15 protein-coding genes are annotated in these 16,321 nt (G+C 57.4%); 11 read left to right on the top strand and 4 right to left on the bottom strand.

The features are described 5' to 3' along the window. The first annotated feature begins 341 nt into the window (after positions 1-341). From C437_RS00260 to C437_RS00240, 5 genes are all read left to right on the top strand, one after another. Positions 342-1,538 carry an ABC transporter substrate-binding protein gene (locus C437_RS00260; RefSeq protein WP_004514870.1) on the top strand — a complete coding sequence of 399 codons (1,197 nt, stop codon included), beginning with the start codon at positions 342-344 and terminating at the stop codon, positions 1,536-1,538. Then, on the top strand, positions 1,538-2,422 hold the full coding sequence (locus C437_RS00255) for a carbohydrate ABC transporter permease (RefSeq protein WP_004514869.1): 885 nt from the start codon (positions 1,538-1,540) through the stop codon (positions 2,420-2,422). Before C437_RS00260 ends, C437_RS00255 begins: the two co-directional genes overlap by 1 nt. A 1-nt stretch (position 2,423) precedes the next feature. Next, positions 2,424-3,326 carry a carbohydrate ABC transporter permease gene (locus C437_RS00250; protein ID WP_004514868.1) on the top strand — a complete coding sequence of 301 codons (903 nt, stop codon included), beginning with the start codon at positions 2,424-2,426 and terminating at the stop codon, positions 3,324-3,326. Between the two features lie 10 nt (positions 3,327-3,336). Beyond that, complete coding sequence (locus C437_RS00245; RefSeq protein ID WP_004514867.1) at positions 3,337-4,476, top strand: ABC transporter ATP-binding protein; 1,140 nt, start codon at positions 3,337-3,339, stop codon at positions 4,474-4,476. Between the two features lie 502 nt (positions 4,477-4,978). Further along, the gene (locus C437_RS00240; protein ID WP_241431618.1) at positions 4,979-5,851 is read left to right on the top strand and encodes a glycerophosphodiester phosphodiesterase; all 873 of its coding nucleotides are present in this window, start codon (positions 4,979-4,981) and stop codon (positions 5,849-5,851) included. Positions 5,852-5,906: 55 nt separating this feature from the next. Here C437_RS00240 and C437_RS00235 read toward each other — a convergent pair whose 3' ends face one another. After that, complete coding sequence (locus tag C437_RS00235) at positions 5,907-6,695, bottom strand: HAD-IIA family hydrolase (RefSeq protein WP_004514865.1); 789 nt, start codon at positions 6,693-6,695, stop codon at positions 5,907-5,909. 121 nt (positions 6,696-6,816) lie between these two features. Continuing rightward, the gene (locus tag C437_RS00230) at positions 6,817-8,118 is read right to left on the bottom strand and encodes an MgtC/SapB family protein (RefSeq protein ID WP_170832152.1); all 1,302 of its coding nucleotides are present in this window, start codon (positions 8,116-8,118) and stop codon (positions 6,817-6,819) included. 314 nt (positions 8,119-8,432) lie between these two features. On the opposite strand from C437_RS00230, the gene phnD reads away from it, so the two are divergent. From phnD to phnE (C437_RS00210), 4 genes are read left to right on the top strand one after another with little or no spacing between them, the layout of a single operon-like run. Then, complete coding sequence (gene phnD, locus C437_RS00225; protein ID WP_170832151.1) at positions 8,433-9,596, top strand: phosphate/phosphite/phosphonate ABC transporter substrate-binding protein; 1,164 nt, start codon at positions 8,433-8,435, stop codon at positions 9,594-9,596. A gap of 15 nt (positions 9,597-9,611) precedes the next feature. Further along, positions 9,612-10,427 (top strand): phosphonate ABC transporter ATP-binding protein, encoded by an 816-nt coding sequence (gene phnC / locus C437_RS00220; protein ID WP_004514862.1) that lies wholly within the window; start codon positions 9,612-9,614, stop codon positions 10,425-10,427. Between the two features lie 5 nt (positions 10,428-10,432). Beyond that, positions 10,433-11,248 (top strand): phosphonate ABC transporter, permease protein PhnE, encoded by an 816-nt coding sequence (phnE, locus tag C437_RS00215; protein WP_004514861.1) that lies wholly within the window; start codon positions 10,433-10,435, stop codon positions 11,246-11,248. Continuing rightward, a complete protein-coding gene (phnE, locus tag C437_RS00210) occupies positions 11,248-12,042 on the top strand; it encodes a phosphonate ABC transporter, permease protein PhnE (RefSeq protein WP_004514860.1) in 795 nt (264 codons plus the stop codon). The genes phnE (C437_RS00215) and phnE (C437_RS00210) overlap by 1 nt, the downstream gene beginning before the upstream one ends. A 758-nt stretch (positions 12,043-12,800) precedes the next feature. Here phnE (C437_RS00210) and C437_RS00205 read toward each other — a convergent pair. Both C437_RS00205 and C437_RS00200 read right to left on the bottom strand, forming a co-directional pair. Further along, positions 12,801-13,310 (bottom strand): universal stress protein, encoded by a 510-nt coding sequence (locus C437_RS00205; RefSeq protein WP_004514859.1) that lies wholly within the window; start codon positions 13,308-13,310, stop codon positions 12,801-12,803. A gap of 112 nt (positions 13,311-13,422) precedes the next feature. Continuing rightward, on the bottom strand, positions 13,423-14,571 hold the full coding sequence (locus tag C437_RS00200; protein WP_074655003.1) for an FAD binding domain-containing protein: 1,149 nt from the start codon (positions 14,569-14,571) through the stop codon (positions 13,423-13,425). Between the two features lie 196 nt (positions 14,572-14,767). On the opposite strand from C437_RS00200, the gene C437_RS00195 reads away from it, so the two are divergent. Further along, the gene (locus tag C437_RS00195; protein ID WP_004514857.1) at positions 14,768-15,874 is read left to right on the top strand and encodes a tubulin/FtsZ family protein; all 1,107 of its coding nucleotides are present in this window, start codon (positions 14,768-14,770) and stop codon (positions 15,872-15,874) included. Positions 15,875-15,921: 47 nt separating this feature from the next. Then, complete coding sequence (locus tag C437_RS00190; protein WP_241431617.1) at positions 15,922-16,233, top strand: 5'-nucleotidase C-terminal domain-containing protein; 312 nt, start codon at positions 15,922-15,924, stop codon at positions 16,231-16,233. The last annotated feature ends 88 nt before the right edge of the window (positions 16,234-16,321 follow it).

Below are 16,321 nucleotides of genomic sequence, written 5' to 3'. Positions count from 1 at the left end.
TGGGGACACGACTGGATAGAAACGCCGGCAGCGTGTTTCCGGATGGAAAGCCGCTCAGAGGCCCCCAATCGAAACTAACGGTTCCTACTGTCCTATCACAATGTATTTATACAGATACTGAACGGTATAGAGAGATATTATAATCATTCATTCATCATGCCTTGGTCGCATGGAGTATGGATCAAAGTGGTGGCGGGTACGACGATGTATCACGGCGCTCCGTTCTGAAGACATCAGGGACTGCGCTCACGCTTGGGACCGTGGGCTTGGCCGGGTGCAGCAGTAGCAGCGGTGCCAGCGTCCGGCCGGTCAACGAAGACAGCCTCACTATCTGGCATGCTATGGGTGGAACCAACGGAGAAACGCTGCAGGGGCTGGTCGATCAGTTCCAGTCCGAGACAAACATCGACGCCAACCTCGTTTTTCAGGACTCCTATGAGGGAGTGCTGACGAACACACTGAGCGCACTCGACTCCGGCGAGGTCCCCGACGTTTTCCAGATCGACAGTCTATTCGCCCAGCAAGTCCTCGACACCGAGGCAGTTGAGCCTGTTGAGAACCTGCTGTCTGATGACTACCCGGTCGATGACTTCCTGTCGAACGTGACCTCGTTTTTCACCATCGACGACACGCTCACATCGATGCCGTTCAACAACTCCAACGCCATCCTCTATTACAACCGGTCGGCCTTCGAGGAAGCCGGACTCGACCCGGACAGCCCACCGACCTCACTGTCGGAGGTACGCGATTACTCGCAGACGCTTGTCGACGAAGGCGTCACCGAAGCCGGCCTCACTTGGCCGAACCACGTCTGGTTCGTCGAGCACTTCTACAGCGTCGACGGACAGACGCTACTCGACGCTGAGAACGGTCATGCCGGCCAGCCGACGACCATGCAAACGGACACCGCCACGGCCCGGTCACTGTATCAGTGGTGGCACGAGATGGCGGACAACGGCCTGTTCAGCAACCCCGGGATAGAGGCCTGGGGAGAAGCGACCTCAACGTTCCTCACAGGCAAAGCCGCCATGCTGATGACCTCGACGGCATCGGTCACTGGTATCCGCTCCGGCGCAGAGGAAAACGGGTTCGAGGTCGACAACGCCTTCTACCCGACCATCGATGGCAACCGAGCCGGGCCGGTTATCGGCGGTGCCTCGTGGTTCGTTCCCTCCGGACTGCCACAGGAGCGTCAGGACGACATCGGCAGCTTCCTTGAATTCATGGGCCGACCGGAGTCACAGATCACCTGGCACAAGGGGACCGGCTACTACCCGATCCGACAGAGCGCTGTCGAGCAACTCGAAAACGACGGCTGGTTTGCGGAGAACCCGATGTACCGAACTGCGTTCGACCAGTTGACCCAGGCCGAGAACACGCCGGCGACGAAACGGATGCTTATCGGCCCGGCTCGTCAGGTCCAGACAACGATTCAGGACATGTCAGTCGAACTGTTCAGCGGCGAGGTCGGCGTCGACGAGGGGCTCTCGGAGATGAAGTCGGCCGTCGAGGACGAACTTGACCGATACTACAACTAATGTCCACGCGCGAAGTCTTCACAGACCGGCTGCAGGCCGGTGTGTTGCTGTTACCGACGATGGTCGTGTCGCTGTTGTTCCTCTATTACCCGACGGTCCGTGCGGTCGGACTCAGTTTTTATCGGGCTTCGCTTGCCCGTGGTGACGTGTTCGTCGGGCTAGAGAATTACAGACGGTTGGCCAGCTCCCCGGAGTATCTCCGGAGCCTGCTCGTCTCGGTACTGTTCGCGGCGTGTGTCGTCGTCGGCGTGATGGCCGTTGCCCTGTGTGTCTCCTTTCTCATCCACGAAATTGACGTCGGGAAAGGGGTGTATCTGGTCGCAGTTATCTGGCCGTACGCGCTCCCGCCGGCAGTTGCCGGACTGGTGTTCCTGTTCATCGCACACCCGAACATCGGCATCTTCACGAGCTATATCGAGACCCTTGGGGTCGATGTCAACTGGTTCAGCAACGGTCCACAGGCGTTCGTCGTCGTGCTGATCGCCGCAGTGTGGAAGCAAGTCGGGTACAACGTCATCTTCATGACGGCCGCACTCGGCAATGTTCCCGAATCGCTGACTGAGACCGCCGAACTCGACGGCGTCTCCCGAACGCAGCGACTGCTCCGCGTGTACGTCCCGATCATTTCGCCGACGCTGGTGTTCCTGGTCATCATGAATACGATCTATGGATTTTTCGGGACGTTCGCAATGATCGATCTTATGACGAAAGGCGGGCCCGCCGGTGCGACGAACATCCTCATCTATGACCTCTACCGGACCGCCTTCCAGTTCTACGAGTTCGGGTTCGCCTCGGCGAAGTCCGTCGTCCTGTTCGTCGCCGTCGGGCTGTTGATGTACGGTCAGTTCCGGCTGAGCGACAGGTACGCCTACTACGGAGGATAACATGCTCGGCTCACTGCTTACTGCGTTGACTGCCGCTGTTGAGCGCTCCCAGGCCGCGGGACGAACTACCAGTGAACGGCTCCGGCAACTTGAGACGGAGCAACTCACACTGCACGTGCTCGCGGCGACTGTAGTGTTCCTGATCGTCCTCCCGGTCCTGATCGCGGCGCTCGTCTCTACGAAACGGGCCGGAATTGTTACCTCTATCGCCGATCTGGCACCCGGTGGGCACGCGCTGTCGAACTACCGTCGTGCGCTCATCGGCCTCGAATTCTGGCGATATATGCTCAACTCATTCGTGATGTCTATCGCCGTCGTCGTCGGAAAGCTGATCGTGTCACTGCTGGCCGCGCTGGTGATCGTCTACTACAGATTCCCGTACAAGAACGCAGTGTTCCTGTTTATTCTCTTTACGCTCTTGCTCCCGGTCCCGGTCAGGTTTGTACCGCTGTATCGCCTGACGACGGAGCTTGGCATGGGGAATACCTTCTTCGCGATCACGGTCCCGTATCTCGCCAGCGCCACAACTGTATTCATACTGCGCCAGCACTTCCTATCGATTCCAGCCTCGCTTGTTGAGACGGCAAAGGTCGACGGCGTCGGTCCGCTACGGTTTCTGTGGTCGGTACTGGTTCCGATGTCCCGTGCCGTCCTCGTGGGTGTGTCGGTGATCATGTTCGTCTACACGTGGAATCAGTACCTCTGGCCACTGGTGATAATCAACGCTGAGAGCCTGCAAGTCGCACAGGTCGGCCTGAGTCTACTTCGAGGACAGGCCAGCACCGGTGAAGTGGCCTGGTCAATGGTGATGACCGGGTCGATACTGACCTTGCTGCCCCCGCTGGCGCTGCTAGTACTGTTCCGACGACAGCTGCTGGAGACGTTTACAATCCAACAAAAATGAGAGGCTACCAATGACTGACCTAACCTTACAGGGCGTACGGAAGGAATTCGATGGTGTCGTCGCCGTGAAAAATATCGATCTCCACATCCCGGACGGGGCGTTCGTGACCGTGGTTGGGCCGAGCGGCTGTGGCAAAAGCACTACGCTCCGGCTGATCGCTGGACTCGAGCAGGCCACTGACGGGATGATTCAGATGGGTACTCAGGACGTCACTGGCGTCGAGCCGAAAGACCGGGATGTCGCGATGGTGTTTCAAAACTACGCGCTATACCCCCATATGACCGCGCGCCGGAACATCACGTTCGGGATGAAAGCAGCCGGTGACTTCAGTGACGAAGAAATCGAGCGGCAGGTGGCAGAGGCTGCAGCGGTGCTCGACATCGACGACCTCCTCGACCGAAAGCCCGGCGAGCTATCCGGTGGCGAGCGCCAGCGAGTCGCGCTCGGCCGCGCACTGGTACGGGACCCGGAGGTGTTCCTTATGGACGAACCACTGTCGAACCTCGACGCCAAACTCCGGATCAAGATGCGGGCCGAGCTGGCGAAACTCCACAGCGAGTTCGGCACGACCACGATTTACGTCACCCACGACCAGACAGAGGCGCTGACTCTCGGTGATCGGGTGGTGGTGATGAACGACGGCCGCATACAGCAGGTCGATAGCCCACAGCGGCTGTATGACTTCCCCAAGACCCGGTTTGTCGCAGAGTTCATTGGTGACCCGGCGATGAATATGCTCCCTGTGGATATCGCTCGTAACGGGACTGACTACGAGGCTGTTGGGCCGACGTTCCGCATCACCCTGCCCGAGGGCGACGGATTGGAAGCAGCTGCCGGTGGACAGGCGATACTGGGCATTCGGCCCGAGAGCCTGTCGGTCGCTGATTCGGCCGACAGGAGTTCATTTACCGCTGAGGTAACGGTCACCGAACCGCTCGGGGATAGCCTCCTGCTAGAGTGTCGGACTGGCGATCAGGAGTTCAAACTGCACGCGGAGCCTCGGACTGCTGTCAAGCCGGGTGACCAGGTCGCGTTGACGGTTGATGCCGAGCGGCTCCACCTGTTCGATTCACAGACGGGCAATGCCATCTATCACGCAGCGGCGGCGCAATCGCTCGAGGAAACCGACACTGTCGATAGCACCATCTAGATTTTTCGGCCGATTCTCGAATCGTCGCTCGAAGCGGGGCCACTGATTTCCTCTCCCGGTCCGTCGCTATCCTCACAACCCGACGAACGAACGTAATCTCAAGAGTACACGTGCTCGCAGTCCGTTACAAATCCGACGGAGTAACTGGGCCAGTTAGCCCAACAATACGGTACCAGAGCCCTGTCTCAGCACCGCTCACAGCGAAAATGCCATCCAACTCCAGTTCTGTCCCACGCGCTCGCTACCTGTTGCCCAAACATAACAAATCCAGATGTCCAACTGGAATTTAAGCTATATATTAATATATACGCTCACTCTGCGGCCATTCTCTTGGCTGTATACCCCAAATAAACTCAAGAAAACGCAACGGTATATATCAATATGTGTAGTCAATAGTTATATATAGATTGTGTAAGTAATGTGCCACGGAATGGTTCGAATACCAGACATATGCCGCCGAACTGTGCTGAAAAGTGCCTCTGCTGCCGCTCTGGGGTCCATCGTGGGCACTGCCGCTGGCAGAGAACGCGATCACGACAGCATCGAACCGCCTATCGCTTCCACACCGATCCTCGCTGCACACCGTGGCTACCGCGGCCTGTATCCGCAAAACACCATCGCCGCAGTTCAGCAGGCGGCGTACGGTGGTCGTAACGGCCACGGGTACGATACCGATATGATGGAATGTGATCTCGTCCCTGCAGGCGGAAAGCCCTGGAAGGGAGAGGACTTCGAAATCGTCGTGTTCCACGATGATACGCTCGACGACCTTACAGACGAGTCCGGGTACGTCTGGGAGACCGACGTACAGACAGTTCTGAACGCTGAAATTCGGGATAGCGGCCAGACGATTCCTCGATTAGACGAGTTCGTCGAAGCGACTCCGGACAGTATTCCACTTAACATTGAGTGGAAGGCTGCCGGCGTTTCCCCAGATGATGACGCGTCAGAATCCGCTGTTGAGACCTGGGACCCGTTCACCGGACAGGCGCTTGACGTTCTCTCCAATCACGAAAACGACTTTATCGTCCAGTCGTTCCAGAAAGCTGCACTGCAGTCCGTCCAGAACTCAAACCCCGAGATTCCGATAGCGTACTTACTCTGGGATTCGATCGAAGAGGGGCTTTCTGTCGTCCGTGAACTGGACGCGGAGTACATCCAGCCGCCGTACAATATGATCATGAACACGCCCTTCTTCAACGAGGACTACTACCTCGAAGACCCGGGGTTCGCCGAGATCGATCTGGTCGAGACCGCACACGAGGAAGGGCGGAAAGTGATCCCATACACGATAACGACATGGCATCAGGCGGAGAAGCTGGTCGAGGCCGGTGTCGACGGAATCATCGCTGACTACCCCGGCGTGCTCGATTGATAGCCGAAGCATAGGCACAGCGGGAACAGGTCACCACTCCTCGCTCCCAGCCCTATCACCCGCTCTCTACAATCTCTGCCAGCTCTGAAAGGTCGGTCACGACGTGGTCAGCACCTACCGCACTCTCCTCTAAGTCCGCCATGCTGGTAACGCCAGTCAGTGGCAGTACCGTCTCCATTCCAGCCTGGTTTCCCATTCTGATGTCTGTCTCGAGTCGGTCGCCGATCATGAGGCAGCGGTCGGGCTCTCCACCGACTCGTTCCAGCGCCATCTGCAGGATTACGTTGGACGGTTTGCCGATCAACTGGTCCAACTCCTGGCCAGTCACTCCCTCTATCGCTCCAATCATCCCTGCAGCATCGGGAATCTCGCCGTCATCTACGGGACACGTTCGGTCCGGATTGGTCGCAACAAAGAGCGCGTTGTTCTCAGTGAGCGCTATCAGCGCATCCTGTAGCGTCTGGTAATCGAATCCAAAATCAAGTGACGCGATCACTGTGCCTGCTCGCTCTGGGTCAGTCGTCGTTCTGAGCCCGGCGGCGCGCAACTCCGCGACCAGGGCGTCTTCGCCGATAACGTAGATTTCGCGCTCCGGATACTCCGCAGATAGATAGTCCGCTGCTGCAGTGGCGGACGTGATTATGTCATCACTGCTGCAATCAATGCCCAGCGCATTCAGCTTCTCACAGTACGTTTCCCGCCGGTCAATCGGCTTGTTAGTAACGAATAGTGTCGAAAGCCCCGCAGTACGCACTGCCCGTATCCCTTCCGCGGCGTTTGCAACTAACGACTCTCCCCGGTATACCGTTCCGTCGAGGTCGATAATGGCACTGGTGTAGGTCATCGAGAGTCCCCCATCTGGAACGGTGTTACGCCGGTCGAAGCCGTTGCTGACGAAATCAAATGCCTGTACTCTGTTGCAGGGACCGTGGCGGTCCTCGTACCACTCCGATAGCTCTGTCTGTTCATACTAATTGGACGCTAATAACCACGCCACCGATTCCGATCAGCGACAGGTAGAGTGACTTTCGCACTACCGGCGCTAACAGTGAACGGTTGATACTCGTTGCAAACCCGATTTTCACGAGGATACTGGAGAGGGTCCCGGCCAGCACGCCCTGTGCCGCTACCGCCGGCGATATCTGGCCAGTCGACGTCAGTGTCACTGCAGTCGTTGTCGTTGTGCCACTCGAAACGATGCCGCTGAGGAAGCTCGTAATCAGGAAGCCAGCTGTTCCGAAGATGCGCTGTGCGCCAGCGGTAAGAATCAAGACAACAAGGAAAAGCACCCCGAATTTCAGCGCATTCGCGCTGCTAAACGGCGAGTCGAAGTCCAGTTCGAGGTCACCCTCCCAGTCGCTATCGTAATATGCGAGTGCGACGCCACTGATAGCGATCAGACCGAGCGGCAGTCCAACGCTGACAGCCGACTGGGGGACGAATGCGACGATGATCGCTAAGTTCCGGACCGCCATTGCTGCATCAGCTATCAGTATCGTTCCAACTGCGAGTTCCGTGATACCTGCATTGTTCTTTGCACGGCCCGCGATTTCACCGATCACCGCGGTGGAGTTCACCAGACCGCCGAAGAAGCCGGTGACAGCGATTCCCTTGCTGCCGTATCGTTGCATCACGATATAGTTGACAAACCCGATTCCACTGACTGCGATCACGAGCATCCAGACGAGTTTCGGATCAATCGCATCCCATGGCCCGTACGTTCCGCCGGGGAGGAGCGGATACACGACAAATGAGATGATCGCAAACTCACCGGCGCTACGTACTTCCTCTCGGGATAACTGGTTCGCAAACTCGTGTAGCTCTCTTCGAAGGACCAGTAGGAACGACGACGTTATGCCGATGATGACGCCGATCAGGACGTGATTGGCTCCAACCAGAATCCCGACCGCGTACGCGACGAGAAGTGAGGTCGATGTTGTCAGGGATAGGCCAGAGTCCAGGTCACCATCGTCGCCGGTCCACTGTGCGACAATGCCCCGAATCCCGAGCAACCCACCTTGCACGAGTACCAACGCCCCTCCCAAGGCAAGGAGTATCCTCTCATCGAGCGACATTGCGGCCGCGCCGACCAGGCTGGTCAGGGTAAACGTGCGGATTCCTGCTGACTTGTTGGCCCACTCTCGTTCGAGCCCGAGCAACATCCCCAGCGCACCTGCGATAAAAAGGTGAAGTATCTCAGGATCGATTGTTATCCCCTCTATGCCTCCGAAAACAGCCGTATTTGCGATTGCACTCATTACAGTCATCTTAGCTTACGAGCGGTGGTTCCGTCATTTTTATATAGTCTATATACTACTATATTCTATATGGAGACAAATATACTGATGGGTAATAGGTGTTGGCCTTGAGGCTGGCTTGAATATCACTATGGCCCCTGTGGAGATGGAAAATCCACCCCAATCAGCGACTAGTACCTAAATTCTGTCATATATATTATTTTGATACTAATTCTTAGTTCGACATAAGAAGCCGCTAAAACTGGTTCTGCAGTTCTTATCGTTTTGTCAGATTTAAACATAAATACTTTTTAACCCAGATTTCGCATATATTCGCGTCGACAATGAAACAGAACCCATTTGACCGACGATCTGTGTTGAAAATTGGCGCTACTGCGCTCGCAGCGGGCGTTGCAGGCTGTTCGCAAGAGAGTAGCCAGAGCACCGAAGCATCTGGCGGAGACAGCACGGAGAGCAGTGACGGTTCCAGTAGCGGTGACGGTAGCTCCGGACAGAGTAACAACTACCCCGAGTTCGACCCGGCGAACCCGGAGTTCCCACAGCTGATGCAGGCGCTCATTGAGGCCGGATTCGAGACTGGGTCCCTGCAGGACCTGAATAACATGCAGGAACGCGAGAAGCCTCGCTACGGTGACCCGGTCCAGAGCACCCCCAGTAACGAAGACGATCTCATTGACCCGGATCGGATTGCGTTTGCGATGACGCCGACGGAGGACCCGGCAGTCTACCGGGATACGATGCAACCGCTGATGGACAACATCGCGGAGGAAACAGGGAAATCAGTCAAGTACTTCCCCCTCAACTCGTACGCGTCCCAGATTGAGGCGATGCGATCCGAACGCCTCCACGTCGCCGGGTTCTCCACTGGGCCGACGCCGTTCGCCGTGAATCTAGCCGGAGCTGTCCCGTTCTCGCTCCAGATCTCGAAGGCGGGTGACTTCGGATATCGACTGTGGCTTGCCACACAGGCGGACAATGACGACATCTCGTCGCTTGAGGATATCAAGGGCAAGCGTGTCGCACACGCCGAACCGTCGTCTAACTCCGGGAACCTCGCTCCGCGTGCGCTGTTCTCGAACCAAGGCGTTAGTCCGGGCGAAGACTACGAAGTGAGTTACTCCGGTGGGCACGAACAGAGCATCCTCGGAGTGGCAAACGGCGACTACGATGCTGCCCCCGTTTGTAGCACCTGTGTTACGCGTGTCGCCGAGGCGGACAACATTGATCCGACAAATCTCAAGGTCGTGTGGGCCAGCAATCCGTTCCCCACGACGAGCTTCTGTTACCGCTACAACCTGAAACCGGAGATTCAGGAAGGTATCAGGGCGGCGTTCCTCGATTATGATTACTCGGACACCAAAATCGCAGAGGTGTTCGGTGGTCGTGGCAAGTGGACGGAGATCGACTATGCCACTGTCTACGATATCATTCTCCAGATTCAGGAGAATAACGAAATCAAGTACAACACCGAGAACATCGAAGGCTAAGAAGAGACCCGAATAATGCTCACAGTAGATAATCTGGAAAAAACGTACGACTCCGGTGATAAAGCACTCAAAGGTGTCTCATTCGAAGTCAGTGGAAACGAGATCGTGGCAATCATCGGGCCAAGCGGGGCCGGAAAAAGCACACTCGTTCGTAGTATCAACCGACTGACCGAGCCGACCGGCGGTCGTGTTTCGCTCGACGATACAGTAGTGACTGGGCTGGGCAAATCAGCCCTTCGAGATGTCCGCCGCGATATGGGCATGATATTTCAGGAGTTCAATCTCGTAGAGCGCCTCACGGTCATGGAAAACATACTTTCCGGCCGTCTAGGCTATCTCAGTACGTGGAACGCGTTCCGGCGGAACTTCCCACCGGAGGATATCAAGCGCGCACGAGAGATTCTCAGTCGCGTAAATCTGGACGGCGTCGAGAACAACCGTGCAGATGAGCTCTCCGGTGGCCAGCGTCAGCGCGTCGGTATCGCTCGTGCTGTCATCCAGCGGCCAAAAATACTGCTCGCCGACGAACCGACGAGTGCGCTGGACCCCGATACTTCCCGAGAGGTCATGAGCCTCCTGACAGACATCGCTCATGAAGACGATATCCCGATCATCATCAACATCCACGAAGTCGATCTCGCGATCGACTATGCGGACCGGATCATCGGCCTCAGTGACGGTGAAATCGTCTTCAACGGCCCACCTGATGAGCTGGATCAGGCAGCCAGAGACGACATCTACCGCGGTGGTGAGTCCATTGCGGACCGCGAAGAACCGAGTGCGAGTAACAACACCGACTCTGACGACGTCATTGCCGAACGAGGTGACTAATCAATATGGCTGCTGAATCTGGATCGGCTGTTGAAGGATCGTGGGAGCGACCCACAGCCTTCTACAACAAGAAAGTCAAGTATCTCATCTACGGGCTTATCTTGTTGTTCTTCGCGTATAGCTTCTGGAATCTCCGGATTTCTCCCAGCCGATTTATCCGAGGAATCGGAGCTGGTGTCGAGCTCATCTCGAGCATGCTCCCGCCAGCGTACACTCCGTCGCAGCGGGAGCTCCTCATACAGGGGATCGTCGAGAGTATTGTGATGACGATTGTCGCTACGACAATCGGTATCATCCTCAGCGTGCCGGTCGCTGTTATGTCTTCCAACAACCTCTCGCCGAAGCCGGTCTACTACGTCGGTCGCAGCATTGTTGCTGTCACGCGCTCGCTGCACGAGCTCATCGTGGCCATCATCATGGTCAAAGCGGTCGGGTTCGGTCCGCTTGCGGGTGTCCTTGCACTCGCGTTCAAAACGATCGGATTCTTCGCGAAGCTCCTCGCAGAGGAGATCGAAGACATCGACCGTGGACAGATGGAAGCGATCACCGCTGTCGGCGGGACGCCCGTCCAGACGTATCTCTACGGCGTGCTCCCACAGGTAATGCCCCGGATCATCGGGCTGTCGATTTACCGCCTCGATATCAATCTCCGTCACAGCACTGTCGTTGGGATTGTCGGAGCGGGTGGTATCGGGATCACGCTGCTGAACTCCTTCGATAAGTACGACTACCAGTTCAGCATGGCGATTATCGCTGTCATCGTCGCGATCGTTATGATCGGTGAAGGTGTCAGCGCTCTCGCCCGGAGGCGGATCCAATAATGTCAAACAGCACTGACTCCTGGAGTCGGTTCGACCGGCGTGAGCGGTTACTCCGGTTCTTCGGGCTGCTGGCCGGACTTGTTATCCTCGTTGCAGCCTGGCGAGCCATGGAAGTGAATTACGGCTATGCCGTGACGGCCCCGCGTGAGCTGGCCGACCTCTTCAGTCGGATGTACCCTCCTAATGTGGGATACTCCCGGGAGATTGTCGGGCCGCTGCTCGAGACAATCAACATCTCGATCCTCGGCACGGCACTGGCCATCGTGATGGCAGTCCCAGTTGCGTTCCTCGGTGCCAGCAACACGGCACCCAACAAGCCGGCGTACCTGCTGGGTAAGTTTATCATCTCGTTTACCCGCTCGGTCAACGTCATCATCTGGGCACTGATCTTCGTGGTTATCTTCGGGCCCGGTGCCCTCGCTGGCGTGCTGGCGATTTCGGTCAGATCCATCGGGTTCACGGCAAAGCTAATCGCGGAAGCCATCGAAGAAATCGACCGCGGATCTGTCGAAGCGATCACTGCGGCTGGGGCATCGCCCGTTGATGTACTCATCTACAGTATCGTTCCACAGATCAAACCGGCGTTCATCAGTGTCACGACGCTTCGCTGGGATATCAACGTCAGAGCATCGACAATCATCGGGTTCGTCGGTGCAGGCGGGATCGGTGTCCCGCTGCAAACGGAGATCAATTACTTCAACTGGGAAGCAGTCCTGACGATACTCATCTCCATTCTGGGCCTCGTGCTCATCAGTGAAGCCATCTCGGCCTATCTGCGCAAAAAAGTGATGTAGGCGAGCGTTCCGACTGACATCGCCTACTACTATCCATATAGATGACTACATAATATTATAGAATTACTGTCAAAAGATTTATATGTGTGTGGTGTATATAGCCAATGGGGCCAACGCCAGTGTCTGCCAACCTGGTTTTCCCCTTCTCCGTTTTGCACGCCCGGTAGCCCCGGATACAGCGTCACGCGGCAAGTCCTTCGAGAGAGAACATAGGACAGCCGGCCATCAGCACAACTCCAATCCCTGAGTGGTCTTCTGGGGGTCGCTCGTCGATACCCGGCGCGAATCTAGCCACGCTGTAGCCGGAGTCAGCGTGGCTAGATCCGAGGAAGGGTGCTCAGAGCACTCTGTAGCTGCGCCGCTACCAGAGAGACACGGCCGTGACGACAATCAAATGGTCTGATACCGTCGCAAGGACTGCCAGTCGCTCGCTTCAGGAAAGTAAACGAATGGTGGGCAGCCGGGGGAGTGGCATGTAACACCATTCAAAGTCGTCATCCACGACGACGGGTTCTGGACTCGGGCCAATCGATGAATTGGGTTGGATTCGGGGAAATGGAGCGAGGACCAGAACCCAACCAAACGGTATACATCAGGTGAAAAAACCGTTGTGATATCTACTTGCAGTTTATCGGTTCTGAGACTGCTATGTGGCCACCAACGTGCTATTGGAAGGGCTAGATTTGTCCAGTCAAGCGCCCCCCTCAACGCTACCGACTAGAAGCCCTATCAGCAGGAATCGTGGGCAACTATCACACCTACTCCGGGAGATAAAAATCTGATTTCGGCTGTCTGTGTGGTGAGGCGTTCCTGAGTTCAGCGATTTTGGACGGGTTTCGATGTCGAACGATAACGACATCGTACGCGTCGTCCGAGGCGATTGAACCGCCAACACTGCTGATGCTTGTGACGAGATGGCCAGCGTTTTCGCTTCCGATGAACACCATTGACGCGTCCTCTCTTTTCGCCATCTTGCGGATGGCTTTCGCGACAGCCCCAGCCGGCGCATATCGATCCAAGACCGTATGTCGAAAATCAGAACTCGGACACAGGGCCATTACCTGTTTGTGCAGCGCGGTGACGACTGTCTCTAAATCGAATTCTTCGTTTGGCCCGATCCAGTCGTGCTCTCGTGCGTATTTCACATTCCCCTTCCGGATGACGCTGACGGCCAACACGTCTTCTTCAAAGACTGTGCTGAACTCCGTCGCCCGGACGAGTGCTGCCTCAGCCAGTTCGGAGCCATCAAACGGCACAACGAGTGTCATGTGCCGACTACCGGAGCGGCGGACAAGTAACATACCCCCCGTTCTTACACTGCGAGAAGGCTGGCCCAGAATCTAGGAGTCAATTCCGGATCCAACTCCGGAACCCGCAGTCTCAACTCCCGAGAGATAACCGTTCGTCGCCCATCCGCTTGCCCTGCGCAACGAGACGCCCTCCGTAGTTGGTCCGGGCCTCGTCCCAAGACGCCAGTGCGCCTCCAAGCGAACTGTGGCGGTCGAGAGCGGCCTTGAGTTCAACGGCATCGCTGGCCGCCTTTGCAGTGCCAGCGGCAGTATGTGGCCGCGCAACGAACGCCGCATCACCAAGCAGACAGGCCCTGTCGACTGTCATCTGGGGACTCTGGAGGTCGTAAATCGCCTGCACGAAAGGGCGTGCTGTTGCTGCAACGAGGTCGGCAAACACAGGTGGCAGTGTCTCGGTTGCCCGCTCACGCTGGCGAGTTTCGACGGGAGCTTGAAGCTGGCCCGGCGATACGCTGAGCTGGTTCTTCGTGCCAGTTGTGTCTGTGAAAATAGTCTCGCGCTCTCGCCCCGTGAGTGTATCGTACCAGACCCAGTTGAGACGGCGGCCACCGGGAGCGGTGCTGCCGTCTGCGCCGGGTATGAAGTACGCGAGAATAAGCATCTGTTCCCCCTGATAAAACGTGAAACGGCCATCGAACGCGTCGACGACTGTGTCCGAAAGCGCTGCTTCCGGGACGACACCGCGCCAGGCGACGTAGTCGGCAAATACAGGCTCGGTGTCGGGAAACAGTTGCTTACGGGCTGTAGATTGCCCGCCGTCGGCGGCGACGACTAGCTCGGCGGTGGTCTGGTCCCCATCGGCGAATCGAACCGTGCCGTCTGTGGCCCTGATTCTCGTGACTGTCCGGCCGGTGTGGTACTGGTCATCCGGGAACGCTGCCCGCAGCTGTCGGTAGACCGCATCCCAAGACGTAAACACCATTGAATCCGCTGTTGATGTCCGAACAGCACCGTTAGCAGTCAGAAAGCGACGTTCACTTGCTCGTGTCGTTATTTTTGTCGGGTCGACGATATCGTGTCGGGAGAGGAACTGGCGAATTGACTGCTGTGCAACGATGCCGCCGCCGCGGCTTCGGAGGTCGCCGGTTGATTGCTCGGCGATAGTTACGTCGTGGCCCGCCCTGTTGAGGGCGATACCGGTAAACAGGCCGCCCATCGACCCGCCGGAGATGGTGACAGACAGGGAATCAGATGGGTCAGTGGCGAGGTCTTGAGACACGGACCCTTTCAGCGCCCGCCGTATGAAAGGCCACTGGTTTACCGGGAAGTGACACGCTCGCTCCCGGATGCTAGCTCTGTCTGGCCCCGCTGAAGCGCCTGTGTTGATTTCGCTGTAGATCGTCCCGCTTCGAGCTAGCGGCGGTGCCATCGAACCGAGTCGGGCTATTAATGTCAGTCTACACTAAATACGACGTATGCGAGTCGCGGCAGTCGGTATCGGTGGCGCTGGAGGCCGAATCGTTGAGCGACTGTGGCAGGACAACGAACGCCGCGAAACGACGTATCTCGGGGCAGCCTGTGCCGTCGATACGGACAGCGAAGCGCTCGACGAACTCGACGCACTGCCGGGTGACCAGCGACATCTCTTCGGACTCTCCGAAACAGACGGGACCGGCACGAACGGGGACCGGACGGTCGGCACCGCTGCCATCGAGGACGAGCGACTCGAAGTCCGACGGGCGATAGACCAGCTGGTAACGAGCGACATCGACGCAATCCTCCTCGTAGCCGGGCTTGCTGGGGGGACGGGCAGTGGCACTACGGCCGACATCGCTGACGCACTCAGTGAAATTTACACGATTCCAGTCTACTGTCTATCGGTGTTGCCCGCCGGCAGGGACGGCGAAGCAGCCACAAACACGCTCCAAGCACTCCGGGGGCTGGAAGCGACCGTCGACGGGCAGATACTGTTCGACAACGACGCGTGGCTCGGGAGCGGTCAAACGGTCGATGAGGCCTCCGAGACGCTGAACGAGACCGTCGTGACGCGGCTGGGGGCGTTATTCGCAGCCGGTGAGGCGACGGCAGCCGACGCTGTGGGCCAGAGTGTCGTTGACGCCAGTGAGATAATCAACACCCTCTCAGACTCGGGTTTCACGACGCTTGGCTACGCCAGTCAGGAACTGCAAGCGAACGCTGGCAGCGATAGCGAGACAGTTATTGACCGTCTCAGGAACCGCGTTCTCGGCGGCGAAGCCGACGCTGTCGACGAAATCGAGGCATACAACGCCGTCGAGACGACACTCCGTCGAGCGGTGCGTGGCAAACTGACGGCAGAGTGCGAACTGGATTCGGCCGATAGGGCTCTGGCTGTGTTTGCCGGGCCACCCGCGTGGTTGATGCGGGATGCAGTGACCGACGGTCGGCGATGGCTCACGGAGGAACTCCAGTCACCGGAGGTGCGAAGCGGTGATGTGCCCACGCCCGGCCGGGGCACGCTGTCGGTACTGGTCGTGCTTAGCGGCGTCACTGAACTCCCGCGGCTGGCAGAGCTCAAGACGCTAGTCGAAGAATCGACATAACGAGACCCATTTGTAACTTCTGGTGGTGGCTCCAGTCGATTTTGCGTTTGCCTGAGGCAGAGCCACTACGAACCCGTTTGCAGGCCGCCTTCCGTCCCCACCGCGACGACGGACGGCACTGGCATGGCGGCGTCAGCGGGATGACCGTCGAGTACGACGCCGAGGCTGGCCGGCTGATAGATGTGGCTGTCATCGGGCAGCCTATCGCCGTCCGTCGAGAGTACAGGATTGCTCCCAATTCTTATGTCATCTACAGCGATGACTGGCCGGTTCCACATGAGGTAACCGCGGTTCGTTCGGACTTTCGTTCGAGAGTGTTGCAGACTATGCTCGCGGAGAAGGCATCACTGGCCGGCTGAGTGGACGACTTCGAGAGTACTGACCAGTTCACGCGACGACTTATTATACGGGGACTCATGGAGTTTTGTGCGACACTCAGCAGTTCAG

This window comes from Haloarcula vallismortis ATCC 29715 (assembly GCF_000337775.1).
Classification (GTDB): domain Archaea; phylum Halobacteriota; class Halobacteria; order Halobacteriales; family Haloarculaceae; genus Haloarcula; species Haloarcula vallismortis.
Note: the sequence above shows the minus strand (reverse complement) of the source record. Positions and strands in the feature narration are given on the sequence as shown.

What these genes read in the sequence shown, in the direction of transcription:
- C437_RS00260 (WP_004514870.1), top strand. Translation starts at nt 342, where the DNA reads ATGGGTGGAACCAACGGAGAAACGCTGCAGGGGCTGGTCGATCAGTTC.
- C437_RS00255 (WP_004514869.1), top strand. Translation starts at nt 1,538, where the DNA reads ATGTCCACGCGCGAAGTCTTCACAGACCGGCTGCAGGCCGGTGTGTTG.
- C437_RS00250 (WP_004514868.1), top strand. Translation starts at nt 2,424, where the DNA reads ATGCTCGGCTCACTGCTTACTGCGTTGACTGCCGCTGTTGAGCGCTCC.
- C437_RS00245 (WP_004514867.1), top strand. Translation starts at nt 3,337, where the DNA reads ATGACTGACCTAACCTTACAGGGCGTACGGAAGGAATTCGATGGTGTC.
- C437_RS00235 (WP_004514865.1), bottom strand. Translation starts at nt 6,695, where the DNA reads ATGACCTACACCAGTGCCATTATCGACCTCGACGGAACGGTATACCGG.
- C437_RS00230 (WP_170832152.1), bottom strand. Translation starts at nt 8,118, where the DNA reads ATGACTGTAATGAGTGCAATCGCAAATACGGCTGTTTTCGGAGGCATA.
- phnD (WP_170832151.1), top strand. Translation starts at nt 8,433, where the DNA reads ATGAAACAGAACCCATTTGACCGACGATCTGTGTTGAAAATTGGCGCT.
- phnC (WP_004514862.1), top strand. Translation starts at nt 9,612, where the DNA reads ATGCTCACAGTAGATAATCTGGAAAAAACGTACGACTCCGGTGATAAA.
- phnE (WP_004514861.1), top strand. Translation starts at nt 10,433, where the DNA reads ATGGCTGCTGAATCTGGATCGGCTGTTGAAGGATCGTGGGAGCGACCC.
- phnE (WP_004514860.1), top strand. Translation starts at nt 11,248, where the DNA reads ATGTCAAACAGCACTGACTCCTGGAGTCGGTTCGACCGGCGTGAGCGG.
- C437_RS00205 (WP_004514859.1), bottom strand. Translation starts at nt 13,310, where the DNA reads ATGACACTCGTTGTGCCGTTTGATGGCTCCGAACTGGCTGAGGCAGCA.
- C437_RS00195 (WP_004514857.1), top strand. Translation starts at nt 14,768, where the DNA reads ATGCGAGTCGCGGCAGTCGGTATCGGTGGCGCTGGAGGCCGAATCGTT.